Annotated in this window: 10 protein-coding genes and 1 tRNA gene; 3 read left to right on the top strand and 8 right to left on the bottom strand. The window is 59.9% G+C overall.

The window, feature by feature from the left end; genetic code table 11:
• Positions 1–69 precede the first annotated feature (69 nt).
• The 3 genes from QP324_RS03645 to QP324_RS03655 are packed head-to-tail and all read right to left on the bottom strand — an operon-like array spanning position 70 to position 6,333.
• Positions 70–3,159: a type I restriction endonuclease subunit R gene (locus tag QP324_RS03645; protein WP_284814527.1), complete on the bottom strand. Its 3,090-nt coding sequence runs from the start codon at positions 3,157–3,159 to the stop codon at positions 70–72.
• The gene (locus QP324_RS03650) at positions 3,152–4,399 is read right to left on the bottom strand and encodes a restriction endonuclease subunit S (protein WP_284814528.1); all 1,248 of its coding nucleotides are present in this window, start codon (positions 4,397–4,399) and stop codon (positions 3,152–3,154) included. Before QP324_RS03650 ends, QP324_RS03645 begins: the two co-directional genes overlap by 8 nt.
• Positions 4,399–6,333, bottom strand: a complete 1,935-nt coding sequence (locus QP324_RS03655; RefSeq protein WP_284814530.1) for a class I SAM-dependent DNA methyltransferase — start codon at positions 6,331–6,333, stop codon at positions 4,399–4,401. The genes QP324_RS03650 and QP324_RS03655 overlap by 1 nt, the downstream gene beginning before the upstream one ends.
• Positions 6,334–6,608: 275 nt before the next feature.
• Here QP324_RS03655 and QP324_RS03660 point away from each other — a divergent pair, with 275 nt between their 5' ends.
• A complete protein-coding gene (locus tag QP324_RS03660) occupies positions 6,609–7,559 on the top strand; it encodes a hypothetical protein (protein WP_284814532.1) in 951 nt (316 codons plus the stop codon).
• A 211-nt stretch (positions 7,560–7,770) separates the two neighbouring features.
• On the opposite strand, the gene QP324_RS03665 is transcribed toward QP324_RS03660, so the two are convergent.
• The 5 genes from QP324_RS03665 to QP324_RS03685 all read right to left on the bottom strand — a co-directional run bounded on the left by QP324_RS03665 (position 7,771) and on the right by QP324_RS03685 (position 10,291).
• Positions 7,771–7,843 (bottom strand) — tRNA-Arg (locus QP324_RS03665).
• A gap of 70 nt (positions 7,844–7,913) precedes the next feature.
• On the bottom strand, positions 7,914–8,195 hold the full coding sequence (locus QP324_RS03670; RefSeq protein ID WP_200436020.1) for a glutaredoxin domain-containing protein: 282 nt from the start codon (positions 8,193–8,195) through the stop codon (positions 7,914–7,916).
• Positions 8,195–8,725 carry a dihydrofolate reductase gene (locus tag QP324_RS03675; RefSeq protein ID WP_284814534.1) on the bottom strand — a complete coding sequence of 177 codons (531 nt, stop codon included), beginning with the start codon at positions 8,723–8,725 and terminating at the stop codon, positions 8,195–8,197. Before QP324_RS03675 ends, QP324_RS03670 begins: the two co-directional genes overlap by 1 nt.
• Entirely contained in the window at positions 8,725–9,570 is an 846-nt protein-coding gene (locus QP324_RS03680) for a thymidylate synthase (protein WP_284814535.1), read from the bottom strand. Before QP324_RS03680 ends, QP324_RS03675 begins: the two co-directional genes overlap by 1 nt.
• The gene (locus QP324_RS03685) at positions 9,533–10,291 is read right to left on the bottom strand and encodes a 3'(2'),5'-bisphosphate nucleotidase CysQ (protein WP_239279221.1); all 759 of its coding nucleotides are present in this window, start codon (positions 10,289–10,291) and stop codon (positions 9,533–9,535) included. The genes QP324_RS03680 and QP324_RS03685 overlap by 38 nt, the downstream gene beginning before the upstream one ends.
• Positions 10,292–10,326: 35 nt before the next feature.
• Between QP324_RS03685 and QP324_RS03690 the strand changes: the two genes are divergently transcribed.
• Entirely contained in the window at positions 10,327–15,126 is a 4,800-nt protein-coding gene (locus tag QP324_RS03690; RefSeq protein ID WP_284814538.1) for an ATP-dependent helicase, read from the top strand.
• 18 nt (positions 15,127–15,144) lie between these two features.
• Positions 15,145–15,963 carry a DNA-formamidopyrimidine glycosylase family protein gene (locus tag QP324_RS03695; protein WP_284814540.1) on the top strand — a complete coding sequence of 273 codons (819 nt, stop codon included), beginning with the start codon at positions 15,145–15,147 and terminating at the stop codon, positions 15,961–15,963.
• Positions 15,964–15,965: the final 2 nt, after the last annotated feature.

Consider the following 15,965-nt stretch of genomic DNA (forward strand, 5'->3'; position numbering starts at 1 on the left):
GAAACTCGAAAGGTCACCGGACCAGCGGAAAGCTCACGATTAGATACTTCCGCCGGGCTACCCCTTCTATTAGTCTTCTTCCAGCTGCCCTGTTTCGTTCGCCGACGCCATGATATTAGCCAAGGCCTCGACCAGGCTCTCGAGGACGTTGCGGTCGCTAGATACCAGAGCATCGCGCTGCTTGCGTTGTTCAATGCCGCTAAAGATCGCGCGCGTGGCTTCGGTCTTGAACTTCTTGGAGCGCTTTAGCTGCTCCTTGGTGTTTTCCTTGCCGAGCTTTACCGCAACCGGCTGCTTGGAGAGGGTTCCCCATGCGGCGACAATCATCTGTCCGGTTTCGCTGCTATCGACGTCGACTCCGGCGAGTGAGAACAGGTCATTGACCTTCTCAACAGCTTCATCGAAGGCACTGCGCAACGGAGTTTGGGGCTCGCCGAGTCGGACCGTGAACTCCGGTACCTTGAGCGGTTCTGGTTCGGTATCGGAAACGCGGTGATCTTCTTCGACTTCGCCTTGGGCAATGGCAACGCCAGCCAACGTGACGCCAGTTAGGAAATCTTCGTCCTCGACGTTCTCTGTAACATGCAGATTCGGCTCCAGAACGCTACACAACATGGCGCGGCGAGATACATCGGCATCTGCGTAAGCAATGATCTGCGATAGGAACTCATAGGCGTGCCGATACTTCAGTACGTGAGCCTTGAAGTCCTTCGCGTGTTCGACGGAATCCTTGTCGGTTGACTTGCGGTCGGCGCGCCAGCGGCTAAGGATGGCGTCAGCGGCACCGCGGAGTTTTTCCGAATCTTCGCCGGCCATATAGGCTTCGGCGACTTTGTTCATTTCGTCGGGATCGTAATAACCGGCGGTATCGAGTTCGTCGGCTAGCGTGTGCAGCGAGTTCGGGTCAATGTCGGTATCGATCGATGCACCTTGGTAGTAGCGCTTGAAGTCAGCCTCAATGAGCTCGGGATCGTTGACGAAATCGACCACCATCGGCGCGGGCTTCTTCGGATAGATTCGGTTCAGTCGTGACAGGGTTTGCACCGTTGCCACACCAGAGAGGTGCTTGTCCACGTACATCGCGCACAGACGAGGCTCGTTGAAGCCGGTTTGAAACTTATTCGCCACAATGAGCACGCGGTAAGACAGGTTATCGTCTTTAAACGCGCGTTCCACGTCGGATTCGCCGTTGAGGCTTACCTCGGTCACTGGTTCCGGCTCGTCTTCCATGCTTACGGAATCGGAGAACGCCACCAGCGAATGGAACCCGTAGCCTTTCGCGGTGATGTAGCGGTTCATCTCGTGGGACCAGTGCACTGCTGCCTTGCGCGAGGAGGTCACCACCATGGCACGGGCCTGGCCATCAAGGTGGTGGGCAACGTTGCGGCGGAAGTGCTCTACAACCACCTCAACCTTTTGGGCAATGGAGGTCGGATGCAGGCGGACAAAGCGCACCATGTCCGTGACTGCGGCAGACTGGTCCACCTCCTCGGTCCGGCCTAATTCATCGCGGACCTCCGCCCACATGGTGTAGGTGGAGTAGTTGGTGAGCACGTCCATGATGAAGTTCTCGGCAATAGCCTGGCCCATGGGATACGTGTCGAAGGCGACGTAGTGACCGTCCGGGGTCTGTGAGCCAAACAGGCGCAGGGTCTTTCCCTTAGGGGTGGCAGTAAACGCCACGAACGTCATATTGGAAGCATTAGCAACTGCTTCCTGGCGCAGCTCTAGCAAGTCATCGGCGGTGTATTCCTCGGTCTCATCCGCATCGACCTCGGCCAGCAGTTCACGCAGCGCTGAGGCGGAGGAGCCGGTTTGTGAGGAGTGAGCTTCATCTGCAATCACACACCAATTGCGTCCTTGAATATCCGGGTCATTATCAAGGAGCGAGAGTACATACGGGAATGTCTGCAACGTACAGGTAATGATGTGGCCGCCCTCAACCAATGCCTGCTGTAGCTGTGGTGACTTCGAGCCGGAGTTTTCACCCACGGAGACCACTAGGCCGCGTGAAGCCGCGAGCGCCTGCATGTCTTGGCGGATATTGGTATCTAGTGCAGTGCGGTCAGTAACGACGATGACGGAATCAAAAGTCTTAGTTCCGTCTTCGGCTACCTGCCTAATCAAGCGATGGGCCAGCCATGCAATCGTCTTGGTCTTGCCGGAGCCAGCGGAGTGCTCGATGAGGTAGCGACCGCCTGCGCCGCGCTTGGCGACGTCGGTGGTCACCCGCTCCACCGCACGCAGCTGGTGGAAGCGCGGGAAAATAAGTTTGCCTTGCGTTCCACGCTTGGACTTAGAGTCCGGCTCCCACACTGCGAAGTCGCTCAAGATGCGTAGAAGGAGCCGAGGTTGCAATACCTGCTCCCATAGGTAGGAAGTCGCGGACTTGCCTGCGATTGGCGGGTTACCACCTGCTCCGTCATGTCCTTGGTTAAACGGCAGGAACCCAGTTTCCTCGCCTTTGAGCACCGTGGTCATGTAGACCTCGTCATTCGAGACCGCGAAATGCACAAGCGCGCGGCCTGGCAGCAGTACCCGGCGGTTCTTCGAGGGCACACGATCCTCGCGATACTGCTTCATTGCCTGCGTCACGGATTGGGTGTTGTCCGTCTTTAGCTCAAACGTGGCGACTGGAATGCCGTTAACCGTGGCAACGAGATCCAGCGTCTCATTGCTATCGGCATCGAAATGCACCTGGCGGATAATGCGTAGGCGGTTCTCTTCCGCACGCTTGGCTGCAGTCACACTCAATAGGTTGGCCGGTGGGAATGCCACCATGGGGCCAAAGGTTGCCGAGCGCGCGTTAGTCTGCGCGTACTTAAAGCCTTCGCGCAGCGTTCCCAACAAACCGCCGCGGATACGCCCGGTCTGTGCGTCCTTACGGGTTGTGGACTCTAGCCGCTTGGCTACATATTCCAGCAGCAAATTCTTCGCGTTCTCCCGTGTTGCTTCGGTCGCGTCCTGCGGCACGGCCTTGGCGTAGTCCTCGGGGTACTGGGTTTCCAGCCAGTGGAGCACATCAGCCGGAAACAGGCCAAGACGTTCGTTCCAGCCGGTGTCCTTCATCCCTGGCTCATAGATCCAGCCGCTGGCTTTCAGCGACTCGCAGATAGTTTCTTCCAGGCGCTCTTCGCGCATAATGTCACGTTTAGGCATGAACTTCGTCCTTGTCAGTAGAGGAGACGGGAATATCAATCTGGCCAGTCACCACCGCAGAAATCAGAGCTGCGCGACGCTCAGCAAGCAAGTCCCGCAACTTCGTGATGTCCGATAACATTGAGTCAATCTCAGCGGTCTCCCGGTCTAGGAGGTCAGCCATGGCGAGCTGGGTGAGAAGTGGCGGAACTGGAACTTCAAGCCGAGAAAACTCTTCATAATTCAAAGTCTGACGAACTCCCGTGCCCATTTCATAAAAGATCTTTGCCTGATCCATCGCACGCATGAAATACGCCAGGAAATCGGGATGTACTTTTGAAGTATCCGGCCGAAAGTTGATGTAAGCAGAAGTCATTATTCCTCGTTCTGTCACCAATGCTGAACGGAGTGAGCGATGATCGTTCTGGAGGTCAGTGAATCGGAAGATAATGTCACCCGGTTCCACTATTTGATAAGTCTCATACGATGCAGGTGTAAGGCCGGTTTTGTCTTTGATGTCCTTTCTAATGACGCTTCCATGGGACAAAGACAGCAGGTTTTTCTCTTTTAAACCGTCGTTCTTATCGTTAGTTCTTTGTCCCAGAATCCAAAGCGCCGCAGTCGGCCACTCATTAGGAACTGAACCTATCCACTTGTGGATCCCCTTTTCTTCCTCACCTGGCAGAACTTGGCCGTATTGGACGTTCACTGCCTCTGAAATAATTGCTGCCCGTCGCTCCGTCAGCAGCCGCTCCATCGCGTCCAAATCGGCGCGCATTCCGTCAATCTCGGCGGTTTCGCGGTCGAGGAAGTCAGCGATGGCATGGCGCTGCTGTAGATCTAGGTCGGGAAGTGGAAGTCCTAAAATTTGCTCAGAAGAGAGATGCTTGACGGTCGTCGAATAGGTAAATTCATTGATTATTTGCAGCTGGTCAGGGATGGCGTAGGAAATAAATCGGAGGGTCTTACTATCAGAAGACCGCAGCAAACACATTCTTTGGTTGAGTGCCGCTGGGCCTTTGCCCCAAATTGTGGAATTAAAGTCGCCGTCCATTCCAATAACGAGGTCACCGTTTTGAATGACAACTTCATCTGGAACCTTATTTCGGTCGATAAATGTGGTGAATTCGGAACTTTTTATGTCTCGAATTCTGGCGAGGGGGATATCGTTTTCGCGTGGTTCGTTGCTGAAATCATCCGAGCTAAACGGATATCCGGTCACCAAGTCGGCAAGGAAGCGCACACGTGTGGACTTAGTCATTACTTCCTCACCTGCCCAAACTTCTCCATGAGTCGGCCCATAACCTCGGCTACGTCAGTGTCGATTTCGGCTAGTGAGCGCACGGGTTCAGGCTTGTAGAACACGCGCTTAAACGGAATCTCATATCCGGTGACGGCTTTGTCTACGTCCCAGGTGACCTCGGGCGCGAATGGGATTACCTCGCGCTGCATGTGCTCGTCGATGTCCTCGGTAAGGGGCACGCGCTCGGTCATGGTGAACGACGGGTCAAGAACCGGGTTTCCCTTGCGGTCTACTGCTGGCTCCGCGTCTGCGTCGGGGACGGCGATGGCCTTGGAGATGGCGTCGATAAGCGTGGCGGGCATCTTTACGCCATGCTCCTTGGCCGCGGCCTTGAGCGCGTCCGGCAGGTCGTTGTAGGAAGTGTGAGCCATTGCGCGTACTACGTTGGCGTGACCTGCCACGGCTTGCTTGTGCTCCAATACCTCAGCAATTGCTTCGTCGGTGACGTGAACTCCTAGGCGAGCCTGCTTAGTGACTTTCACATCTCGAAAGCCTAAATCGTCCGGAGTGAGGACTTTGGACATCTCACTATCGGCAAAGTCACTGTAGGCTTGCAGGACCTTGTTTCGGTCCGCTTCGCGCATCTCGCGGCGTTTATCGCCCAGGCCCTTGTCTGGGACAGACCAGCACTCGGAGGCGTCAATAAGCTGCACAAAGCCCTTACGGTGGTCTTCCTTGTTGGTATCTAGAATCCACACGTAGGTGGAGATACCGGTGCCGTAGAACATGTTGGTGGGCAGCTGGATAATTGCGTCCACCAGGTCGCTTTCTAGCAGCCATGCGCGGATCTGGTCAGGGCCTGAACCGGGGCTGCCAGTAAACAGCGGCGAGCCGTTGGACACCACCGCGCCACGACCACCAGACCCGTTTTTACCTGCAGGCATGAGCTTGGAAGCCACGTGGGAGAGGAACAGCATCTGGCCATCGCTCTTGGTAGGAAGGCCATGGCTAAAGCGGGAGCCAGGTACCTTGGCCTGCTCCTTGACTGCGGACTGCTGCACCGACCAGTCGGAGCCAAACGGCGGGTTGGACAGGATGTACTCGAACTGTTCGCCCTCATATAGGTCAGTGAGCAAGGTGTCACCGTGGCGGATTGCGTCTGGCTCACCACCTTGAATGAGCAGGTCAGCCTTGCCGATGGCATAGCCGGTGGGCATGAGCTCTTGGCCTGCGAGATTGACTTCAATGTTGGGGTTAAGCTCTTTCAACGCGTGCTCAGCTACCAGTAGCATGCCGCCCGTGCCTGCGGTGGGGTCGTAGACGGTGCGCGACGCGCCGGGGGAGGTCAGGCCAAGGTCATCGGAGGCAAACAGGATGTCCACCATGAGGCGGATCGCGTCACGCGGGGTGTAGAAGGCGCCCGCGGCCTTGCCCTTCGTGTTGAACGCGCGGTACATGACGTGCTCGAACAGGTCGCCCATCTGTGCGTCCGGCAGTGCTTCGACTGACATATCGATGGTGGAGAAGTGCTTAATCACTGGCCACAAGCGGCCGGCCTGATCGAGGGTGCTCATCTTGACCCCGAAGTCGAAGGCATCCCAAATGTCGCGCACGGACTGAGAAAACGCACCTACGTAGTCCATGAGCGAGTCGAGCACGTGGTCGTCGGTCTCCGCGATGCGGGTGAGATCCAGTCGTGAGGTGTTGTAAAAAGACAGGCCAAATTGCGACTCTACTTCCCAATCCAGGTAGGCCTCGCTCATCCCTTCGGCGTTGAGCTTGGTGGCCAGTTCTACAACCTTGTCCTTGGTGGGAGCCAAGATGCACTCGAGGCGGCGTAGCACAGTTAGCGGCAGGATGTAATCGCCGTAGTCCTCAGGCTCGACGATGGAGCGCAGGTACTTGTCGGCGGTGTTCCACACGACGGACTGATTTAGCTCAGCGGTGCTCACTATGCAGGGTCTTTCTGGCTTAGGGCTAGGTATCTTCCTCTGTAATCTTAGAGTTCTGAACCCTTTGTTCTTCTATCGACAGGCCTACTCGGGTGGTGATGACATAGGATTCAAGGTTCCCGATCTCGGAGGTTTTCCACGCTCCAAGTTTTGGATTTGTCCAAATTACGTAAGAGCCGTTTTGTGTATCTCTTCATAAACAGGAGTTTGGACGGCCGGATCTTGTGTTGTTTAAAAGGGTTGAGATAGAAGCAGGTGAGAGCTACTTTTAGAACATGCAGAACCCTTGGGAAGCCATAGAAGAAGACAGAGAAGTCAGAACTAATGCCGACGGTCGCGAAGAGTTTGTAGCTCAGGTAGACCAAGAGGTCATTGATGATTACCGAAAGAAAATTACCGACCCAAAGCGGCAATTGCGGTTAGATGTTTTGCCTGAACCAGTAATTGGTGATCCAACTACCGCAGCACTTGTCGCACTTCAATTGAATCCGGGGGCCAGTCCTAAGGATCGACCTGATAAGAAGCGATCAAGCGACTATAGGGCTTTTGAGCCTATGCATGAACGAATCTTAGGCAATCTGCACGGGCACAACCGCGAAATGTATTGGGCAGAGCCAACACCAAATTTCGGAGACGATGGGGAAGATCTATATAGTTCTCCGCATACTTGGTACTTCGGTGCTGAGGACAGTGAGGGGAAGCTTGAGTGCATCGGGGAGAATAGAGCGAAGTACAAACTACTTCATTTAGTACTGAGCTCACGCAAAGCTCGTGAGGAGGTCCGTGAGCTAAAGGATTTTGGATTGCGCAAAGTCAAGAAGGTTGTTGAGCAATACGACGATTATTCGCCTGAGCGGGCTTACCGCCTTTTGCGGAAGAAGTTTGCAGTTATTGAGTACTTTCCGTACCACTCGGAAAGTAAACCCAACGGTCTGGTGTCTGCCGCTAATCGGCTGCCGAGTACCTCTTATTCTCGTGAACTTTTGGACAGTGCGCTCAAGAATGGTGCCTTTATTTTCCTGACGAGATCAGTGAAGGATTGGGACCTGACGTTGGATCGCCCCGAGTTAAATAAAGACCGAATCATTGTTTCTTCCAGTGCTCAATCAGCAAAGTTTTCTCCAGGAAATTTACGGCGGTTTGATGGTTCAAAGGCTGGATATAAAGGAAGCAAAGACCCCGAACTATTTTGGAAAGCGGTTGATCGAATCGACCCAATTAGTTGAGGATTGAGGTCGTCGATACCTGAAACTTTTAGTCAACGCGGATCAGAGCAATTCCTGGATCGGGTTCGTGAAACGCGAGCAAATGGAAGCGAATTCGCTGTAACACTTGAAGTGTTGCGTGGTGTTCGAAGGTCAGCAAGCAAGAATTCGGACGCCATGAAATGAAAAGTCTCGAGACACCATAGGAACGATGTCTCGAGACTTCACATTGTGCCCCAGAGTGGATTCGAACCACCGACACCGGCTTTAGGAGAGCCGTGCTCTATCCCCTGAGCTACTGGGGCGGGGTTGCGGGTGCAACTTGGCTAATCATAGCAGTGGGGCAGGAGTGCCCCGAAATGGCTGGGGTGTGGCTTAGCTTTCGGCCAATTCCTTCTGCTTATTGCGCACGGAGGAGGCCGGTGGGTTGGTCTCGTGGGTGCCGTCGGAGTACAGGACGGTGGGGATGATGCGGTTGCCGTCGTTGACGGATTCGATCCAGGCGTTGATGTCGTCGGTGTTGTCACCCTCGACGTCGACAAGCGCGTACGGGGTTTCGGTGCGGTCCAGGTTCTTGATGAGCTTGGCGCAGAAGGGGCACCAGTCCGCGTAGAAGATGGTGACGTCAGCGGTGGTTTCGGGGGTTTGTACAGTCATTAGGCTGCATCCTTTCGGTCGTAGGTTAAAAAGCGGTACTTGATAGGAAGATCGCTGGCTTCTTTGTCGGGCAGGGCCAGGTGGCCTTTGGCAGAGGTGAGCCAATCGGTGCTGTGGGCAAGCCCAAACTCATCGGGGATGGCGGGGGCGTAGATGGACTTATCGCCGTAGGTGCTACCGATATTGACGCCCATGAGGGTGACCTCAATGCGGTCGACCTGGTCCAAGGTGGCGGTGTAGATTTGGCCGCCGCCGATAACCCAGGCGTCGGAAAGCGAGGGCACTGCGGTAAGCACCTGCGCGCCGGCGGACCACTGGCCGGGGACGCGGGAGGAGAGCACGTAGTTCCCGCGGCCGGGAAGCGGGCGGAACTTGGGGTTGAGGGACTCCCAGGTCTTGCGGCCCATGATGACCGGCGCGCCCATGGTCACGTCCTTAAAGTGCTTGAGATCCTCCGGCACGTGCCAGGGCATCTGCTCGCCATCGCCAATGATGCCGTCCAGAGACTGCGCCCAGATTGCGCCCAACATTAAACGGACACCTGCGCCTTGATGGTGGGGTGGGGATCGTAGCCTTCAATCTCAAAATCGGCGAAGTCATAGGAGAACATGTCTTTCGCCTTGGTGAGGTGAAGCTGCGGGTAGGGGCGCGGCTCGCGGGAAAGCTGCTCTTTGACCTGCTCCACGTGGTCGTTATAGATATGGCAATCGCCGCCGGTCCAGATGAGCTCGCCCACCTTGAGGCCGGCCTGCTGGGCAAACATGTGGGTCAGCGCCGCGTAGGAGGCGATATTGAAGGGAACTCCCAAGAACATATCGGCCGAGCGCTGGTAGACCTGCATGGACAAGGTGCCATCGGCCACGTAGAGCTGGAAGAGCAGGTGGCAGGGCATCAACGCCATCTTGTCGAGCTCCGCGACGTTCCACGCGGAGACCAGATTGCGGCGGGAATCCGGGTTGTTCTTGAGGGTGTCGAGCGCCTGCTGGATCTGGTCAATGTGCTGGCCGTCCGGGGTGGGCCAGGAGCGCCATTGCACGCCGTAGACCGGGCCTAGCTCGCCGTTATCATCCGCCCACTCATTCCAGATGCGGACCTTGTTGTCCTGCAGGAACTTGATATTGGACTCGCCCTTGAGGAACCACAACAGCTCGCCCAGCACCGCGTGGAAATAGACCTTCTTGGTGGTCAGCAGCGGGAAGGACTCGGCCAAGTTATAGCGCAGCTGCGCACCAAAAATAGAACGCGTGCCGGTGCCGGTGCGATCGCCTTTGGGGGTGCCGGTCTCTAGGACCTTCTTCAGCAGATCCTCATACGGGGTCTCAATCATGCGCACTAGTTTAGAATCCGCCGTGCTCCGCGGCAAAGGCCTGGGCATGCTCCAAGATTTCATCCTTGAGCTCGGGGCGGCAGATGAGGATATCTGGGATGAAGGTGTCTTCATTATTGAAGCGGATTTCGGAGCCATCGAGGCGGCAGCAGTGCAGGCCGGAGGCTTGAGCGACGCCCACCGGAGCGGCCTGATCCCACTCGTACTGACCGCCGGCGTGGATATAGCCGTCATAATCGCCTAGCAGCACGTGCATGGCCTTCGCGCCCGCGGAGCCGACGCCCACAGTCTCATAGCCCATCTTCTCCGCGATGTAGCCGGCTACCTTGGGCGGGCGGTTGCGGGAGATGACGAACTTCTTAGAAAGCGGGCCGGTGACCGCGCGGACGTCCGAGGACTTAAAGGTAACGCCGAGATCCGGCAGGCCCACCGCCGCGTGGATGGGAGTGCCATTTTCTACGAGGGCAATGTGCACTGCCCAGTCCTGGCGGCCGGTGGCGAATTCCTTGGTGCCGTCGAGCGGGTCCACGATCCATACGCGGTCCTTCTTCAAGCGGGCAAGGTCATCGGAGGCTTCCTCAGAGAGCATGCCGTCCTGGGGACGGTGCTGCTCGAGGACGCGGGCGATCCATTCTTGGGCGGCTTCATCGCCGGCGTCGCCAAGCGAAAGGCCCCGCAGCAGGCCCCCGTTGCGCACACCCTTAAGGATCTCACCGCAGCCCTGGGCGAGGGAATTGGTCAGGCGGGAATCAGAAATCTCGACGGTCATGGTGCCCACATTACAACGCGGACTAGAGTGTGGGCATGCCAGAAAACATCCTCGACCGCTTCCGGCCCCAAGTAGCGCTGTGGTTTAGGGATGTATTTGCTGCTCCTACCGCCGTGCAGGCGCAGGCCTGGGAGAAGATTTCCCGCGGTGAGCACGCCCTTGTGGTGGCCCCTACCGGCTCCGGTAAGACGCTCGCCGCGTTCTTGTGGGCGCTGAATAATTTGGTCGAGCGCGACGGGCAGCTGGCGCTGCCGGTGGGGTCAGGGACTGCTGGATCCGCAGCCGGGGTGAAGGTACTGTATATCTCTCCGCTGAAGGCGCTGGGCGTAGACGTGGAAAATAACCTGCGCGCCCCGCTGACCGGCATCGCGCGCACTGCGGAGAACCTAGGGCTGGAGGTGCCGGATATATCGGTAGGCGTGCGCTCGGGCGATACGCCTTCCGCGGAGCGTGCGCGGCAGGTGCGCAAGCCGCCGGATATTTTGATTACCACCCCGGAGTCAGCCTATTTGATGCTGACCTCCAAGGCGTCGGGGATTTTAAAGACGGTGGATACCGTCATCATCGATGAGATTCATGCCCTGGCTGGCACCAAGCGCGGCGTGCATCTGGCTCTGACTTTGGAGCGCCTGCAGCAGGTGGCAGGAGACTTCCAGCGCATTGGACTTTCCGCCACCGTGCGGCCGCTGTCTGCGGTATCAAACTTCTTGGGCGGCAACCGGCCGGTGGAAATTGTGGCACCGGCCGCGGAGAAGAAGTGGCAGCTGGACGTGCATGTGCCGGTGGAGGATATGTCCGATCTCCCCACGCCGGAGCAAGGCTCCACCATTGGGGAGATGACGGTGGATGATGCGATTGGCATCAGCTCTCCTTCCGTGGATGAATCCGCGCTGCCCACGGCCAAGTCCATCTGGCCGTTTATTGAGGATGACCTCTATGCGGAAATCATGGCGCATCGCTCCACGCTGGTATTTGTCAACTCCCGCCGCACAGCCGAGCGGCTGACCAGCCGGCTCAACGAGCTCTATGCGGCCGAGCACGATCCGGATTCGCTCTCGCCTGAGACTCGGCGCGACCCAGCCCAGCTGATGAAACAGGTCGACGTCGCCGGCAAGGCCCCAGCCGTCATCGCCCGTGCCCACCACGGCTCGGTGTCCAAGGACGAGCGCGCGATGACCGAGACCATGCTGAAGGAGGGCACGCTCAAGGCCGTGGTGGCCACGAGCTCGCTGGAGCTGGGCATCGATATGGGTGCCGTGGAGCTGGTGGTGCAGGTGGAATCGCCGCCCTCGGTGGCCTCCGGCCTGCAGCGCGTGGGCCGCGCTGGGCACTTTGTGGGCGCGGTATCGCACGGCTCCTTTTATCCCAAACATCGCGCGGATTTGGTGCAGTCCACGCTGACGGTAGCGCGCATGCGCGCCGGCCTCATCGAGGAGATGCATACCCCGCGCAACCCGCTGGACGTGCTGGCGCAGCAGACAGTGGCGGCCGTGGCCGCGGCCGGCGAGGACGGGCTCGATGCCGATGAGTGGTACGAGATGGTCCGCCGGGCCTGGCCCTACCGCGATCTGGCGCGGGAAGTCTATGACTCCGTGCTGGACCTGGTAAGCGGTGTGTATCCGTCCACAGACTTTGCGGAACTTAAACCCCGTGTGGTCTATGACCGAGTGACGGGAGTGATGACCGCGCGGCCTGGCGCCCAGCGCGTGGCCGTGACCAGCGGTGGCACGATTCCGGATAGGGGCATGTTTGGCGTATTCCTCTATACCGGTTCGGGCGAGGGCTCCGGTGGTGCTCCGCGCCGGGTGGGCGAGCTGGATGAGGAGATGGTTTATGAGTCCAGAGTGGGCGATGTTTTCACCCTGGGCGCTACCAGTTGGCGCATCGAGGACATCACTCGCGATCAGGTGTTGGTCACGCCCGCACCGGGGCATACCGGGCGCCTGCCGTTTTGGAATGGCGATGGCGCGGGCCGACCCTATGAGTTGGGCAAGGCGCTAGGTGAGTATCGCCGCGAGGTCTTTTCCTCGCCGGAGATCATTGCGGATGCCGATGATAATGCGCGCTCCAATATCGTGGCCTATCTGCAGGAACAGAACGAGGCCACTGGTGTCATCCCGGATGAAAAGACACTAGTGCTCGAGCGCTTCCGCGATGAGCTGGGTGACTGGCGCGTGGTGCTGCATACCCCGCTTGGCCGGCCGGTGAACTCCGCGTGGGCACTTGCGGTAGGCGCCCGGGTAGGCGAGCGCACCGGCATGGACCCGCAGGCGGTGGCCGGCGATGACGGCATCGTGCTGCGCTTGCCGGAGGCAGAATCCGAGCCCGATGGATCCATCTTCGCCTTCGATGCCGATGAGATTGCCGATATCGTGGCCGAGCAAGTGGGCAATTCCGCGCTCTTTGCCTCCCGCTTCCGCGAGTGCGCGGCCCGCGCGCTGCTTTTGCCTAGGCGCAATCCCGGCAAGCGCGCGCCGCTGTGGCAGCAGCGCCAGCGCGCCGAGCAGCTTTTGGACGTTGCCCGCAAGTACCCGTCCTTTCCCATCATCTTGGAGACGGTGCGCGAGTGCGTCCAGGACGTCTACGACGTTCCTGCGCTCACGGAGGTCATGCGGGAGCTGGGCCACCGGCGCATCCGCATCGCGGAGGTCACCACCGAGCAGCCTTCGCCTTTCGCCTCCTCGCTGCTATTTAACTACACCGGCGCGTTCATGTACGAGGGCGATTCCCCGCTGGCGGAAAAGCGCGCGGCCGCCCTAGCCCTCGACCCAGCGCTTTTAGCCAAGCTGCTGGGCACGGTAGAGCTGCGTGAGCTGCTCGATCCGGAGATCATCGCCGAGGTCCATTCCCAGCTCCAGCGCACCGATCCCGCGCGCCGGGCCCGCACCATCGAGGAGGTTGCGGACCTGTTGCGCGTGCTCGGTCCGATTCCCGTAGACGAGCTGGGAGCGCACACCGACGTCCCGCTATCCGCCCTGGACAAACTGGGCACCCGGATCATGCGCGTGCGCATTGGCGGGCGCGAGCACCTAGCCCAGGCCCAGGACGCACCCCTGCTTCGCGACGCCCTGGGTATCCCCGTTCCTCCCGGCATCCCCGCCCAGGTGGCCACCATTTCCGATGCCTTACCGCAGCTGGTCTCGCGCTGGGCCCGCACCCGCGGTCCGTTTGTGCTGCGCGATCTCACCGAGGCATTCGGCATTTCCGTCTCCGCCGCGCACACCGTCCTCGGCGCTCTCGATGGGGTAGTAGAAGGCCGATACCGCCAGGGGGTGGAGGAGCAGGAGTACTGCGCCGCCGCGGTGCTGAAGACGATTCGCTCGCGCTCGCTCGCCGCAGCTAGGGCTGCCACCGAGCCGGTCTCGGGCGCTACCTTCGCCCGCTTCTTGCCGGAGTGGCATAGCATCGCCCCGGCCGGCAAGCACCCCGCCCTGCGCGGAGCGGATGGCGTCTTTTCCGTCATCGAGCAGCTCGCCGGGGTGCGCCTGCCCGCCTCCGCGTGGGAATCGCTCATCCTACCCGCCCGCGTGGGGGATTATTCGCCCACCATGCTCGATGAGCTCACCTCCAATGGCGAGGTGCTCATCCTAGGCGCCGGCAAGGCCGGTGCGGCCGACCCCTGGATCATGCTGCTGCCCTCGGACTATGCCGCCCAACTCGCCCCGGAAACCGATGCCGAAGGTGTCAGCATGCTGCAGCGCGCCATCCTCGATGTCCTCGGTCGCGGCGGTGGCTTCCTCTTTGCCGATATCGCCGCCGAGGCCCCCGGCACCACCGAGGAAACCCGCGAGGCCCTCTGGGGGTTAGTGGAGATGGGCTTGGTAAGCCCCGATTCCTTCGCCCCATTGCGTACCCGGTTGTCTTCCGGTGGCTCGCGCTCAGGTCGCACCGCGCACCGCTCGAAGCGCCGGCCTACCCGCTCGCGCCTGCGCATGGGGCGCACCTCCTTCGCCCAAGCGCAGAACGCCGCGGCGGCGCAGACCCCGCCCGATGTCATGGGCCGGTGGTCGCTCGCGGTACCAGCCGCCACCGATGCCACCTCCCGGTCCGTCGCCCATGGCGAGGCCTGGCTCGACCGCTACGGCGTGCTCACCCGCGGCTCCGTCGTGGCCGAGGACGTGCTCGGCGGTTTCGCGCTGGCCTATAAGGTGCTCTCCGGCTTCGAGGAATCTGGCAAAGCCATGCGCGGCTACGTCATCGACGGGCTCGGCGCCGCCCAATTTTCCACGCCCGCCATTATCGACCGCCTGCGCGGCTTGGCCGATTCCCCGGACGTGACCGGCTGGCCCTCTGGCGCCACCGAGCCCGAGACTTATGTCCTCGCCGCCTGCGACCCGGCCAACCCCTACGGCGCGGCCCTGCCCTGGCCGCAGCGCGACGACGCCGACGGCAAGGCCACCGGCGGTCCCACGCGCTCGGCCGGTGCGCTGGTGGTGCTTATCGACGGCCTGCCCATCGCCCACCTCACCCGCGGCGGCAAAACCCTCACCACCTTTATCGAATCGCTGCCCGACGGCATCGACCCCGCCGAGGTCTATCCCCGCGTGGTTTCCGCGCTCACGGACATGGTGGCAAGGGGAGTGTTGTCCCCGTTGGTCGTCGAAAAGTGCAATGGCAGCCCCATCCATAAAACCGATGTGGCGGCCCACCTGCGCGAAGCCGGCGCCGGGATTACGCCGAAGGGCGTGCGCATCTCTGCTCGCGCCGCCGCTCCCCGTACCCCGCGTGCAGGCCGCCGGGCCTCAGAGGCCATCGAAGAACTCAGCTTTGATGATCCACCGCCCGCTCCGCGCAATAATGGTGGTTTCCGCCCGCGCGGCGGGTACCGCCGCTAAAGATCCACAGGAGGTGTTATGCCCGAAGGCGATTCCGTCCTGCAGCTATCCAATCGACTGCAGTTTATGGCCGGCCGCGAGGTCACCGGCTGTTCCGTGCGCGTGCCGCGCTACGCCACCGTTCACCTCGATGGCATGGTGTGCGAGCGCGTCTGGCCCTATGGCAAGCACCTGTTCATGCAATTCGACCAGACCATTGTGCACACCCACCTCAAGATGGAAGGCACTTGGGCCATCCACTACGTAGGCGATCGCTGGCGCAAGCCTGGGCATACCGCCCGCATCGTGCTGCAGCTGGCCAATTCCCCGCGCGATATCGAGGTCGTCGGCCACCAGTTGGGCTTCGTGGACATCTACCCCGCCGACCACTACCACCAGCGCATCGCCCATCTCGGTCCGGATATCCTCGACCCCCACTGGGACCGCGAGGAAGCCCTGCGCCGGCTCAACTCCCGGCCCGAGCGTGCCATTGGTGCGGCGCTGCTCGACCAGAAGGTCGTTGCGGGAATCGGTAATGAATACCGCGCCGAGGCGTGTTTCTTGGCCGGCGTGCACCCAGCCACGCCGGTAGCCGAGGTCGATACCGCCCGCATCCTCGATATTTCCCGGCGCATCATGTGGGCCAACCGAACCTCCCCGGTGCGCGTGACCACCGGCGTGCGCCGCGCCGGGGAGACCACCTATGTCTTCGGGCGCAATCGCAAGCGCTGCCGCCGCTGCGGCACGTTCATTACCAAGGGCGCGCTCGGCGGCGTGGACCAAGGCGGCGACGAAGGCGAACTCGAGCGCATCATCTGGTGGTGCCCGCACTGCCAGCCGCTTCACCCCGCGGCGTAGCC

This window comes from Corynebacterium sp. UMB0012, assembly GCF_030216265.1.
Lineage (GTDB): Bacteria > Actinomycetota > Actinomycetes > Mycobacteriales > Mycobacteriaceae > Corynebacterium.

Bases quoted from the DNA above. Each gene is read 5' to 3' on its own strand.
- QP324_RS03650 (WP_284814528.1), bottom strand. From the start codon at position 4,399: ATGACTAAGTCCACACGTGTGCGCTTCCTTGCCGACTTGGTGACCGGA.
- QP324_RS03685 (WP_239279221.1), bottom strand. From the start codon at position 10,291: ATGACCGTCGAGATTTCTGATTCCCGCCTGACCAATTCCCTCGCCCAG.
- QP324_RS03680 (WP_284814535.1), bottom strand. From the start codon at position 9,570: ATGCCCAGGCCTTTGCCGCGGAGCACGGCGGATTCTAAACTAGTGCGC.
- QP324_RS03675 (WP_284814534.1), bottom strand. From the start codon at position 8,725: ATGTTGGGCGCAATCTGGGCGCAGTCTCTGGACGGCATCATTGGCGAT.
- QP324_RS03690 (WP_284814538.1), top strand. From the start codon at position 10,327: ATGCCAGAAAACATCCTCGACCGCTTCCGGCCCCAAGTAGCGCTGTGG.
- QP324_RS03660 (WP_284814532.1), top strand. From the start codon at position 6,609: ATGCAGAACCCTTGGGAAGCCATAGAAGAAGACAGAGAAGTCAGAACT.
- QP324_RS03645 (WP_284814527.1), bottom strand. From the start codon at position 3,159: ATGCCTAAACGTGACATTATGCGCGAAGAGCGCCTGGAAGAAACTATC.
- QP324_RS03670 (WP_200436020.1), bottom strand. From the start codon at position 8,195: ATGACTGTACAAACCCCCGAAACCACCGCTGACGTCACCATCTTCTAC.
- QP324_RS03695 (WP_284814540.1), top strand. From the start codon at position 15,145: ATGCCCGAAGGCGATTCCGTCCTGCAGCTATCCAATCGACTGCAGTTT.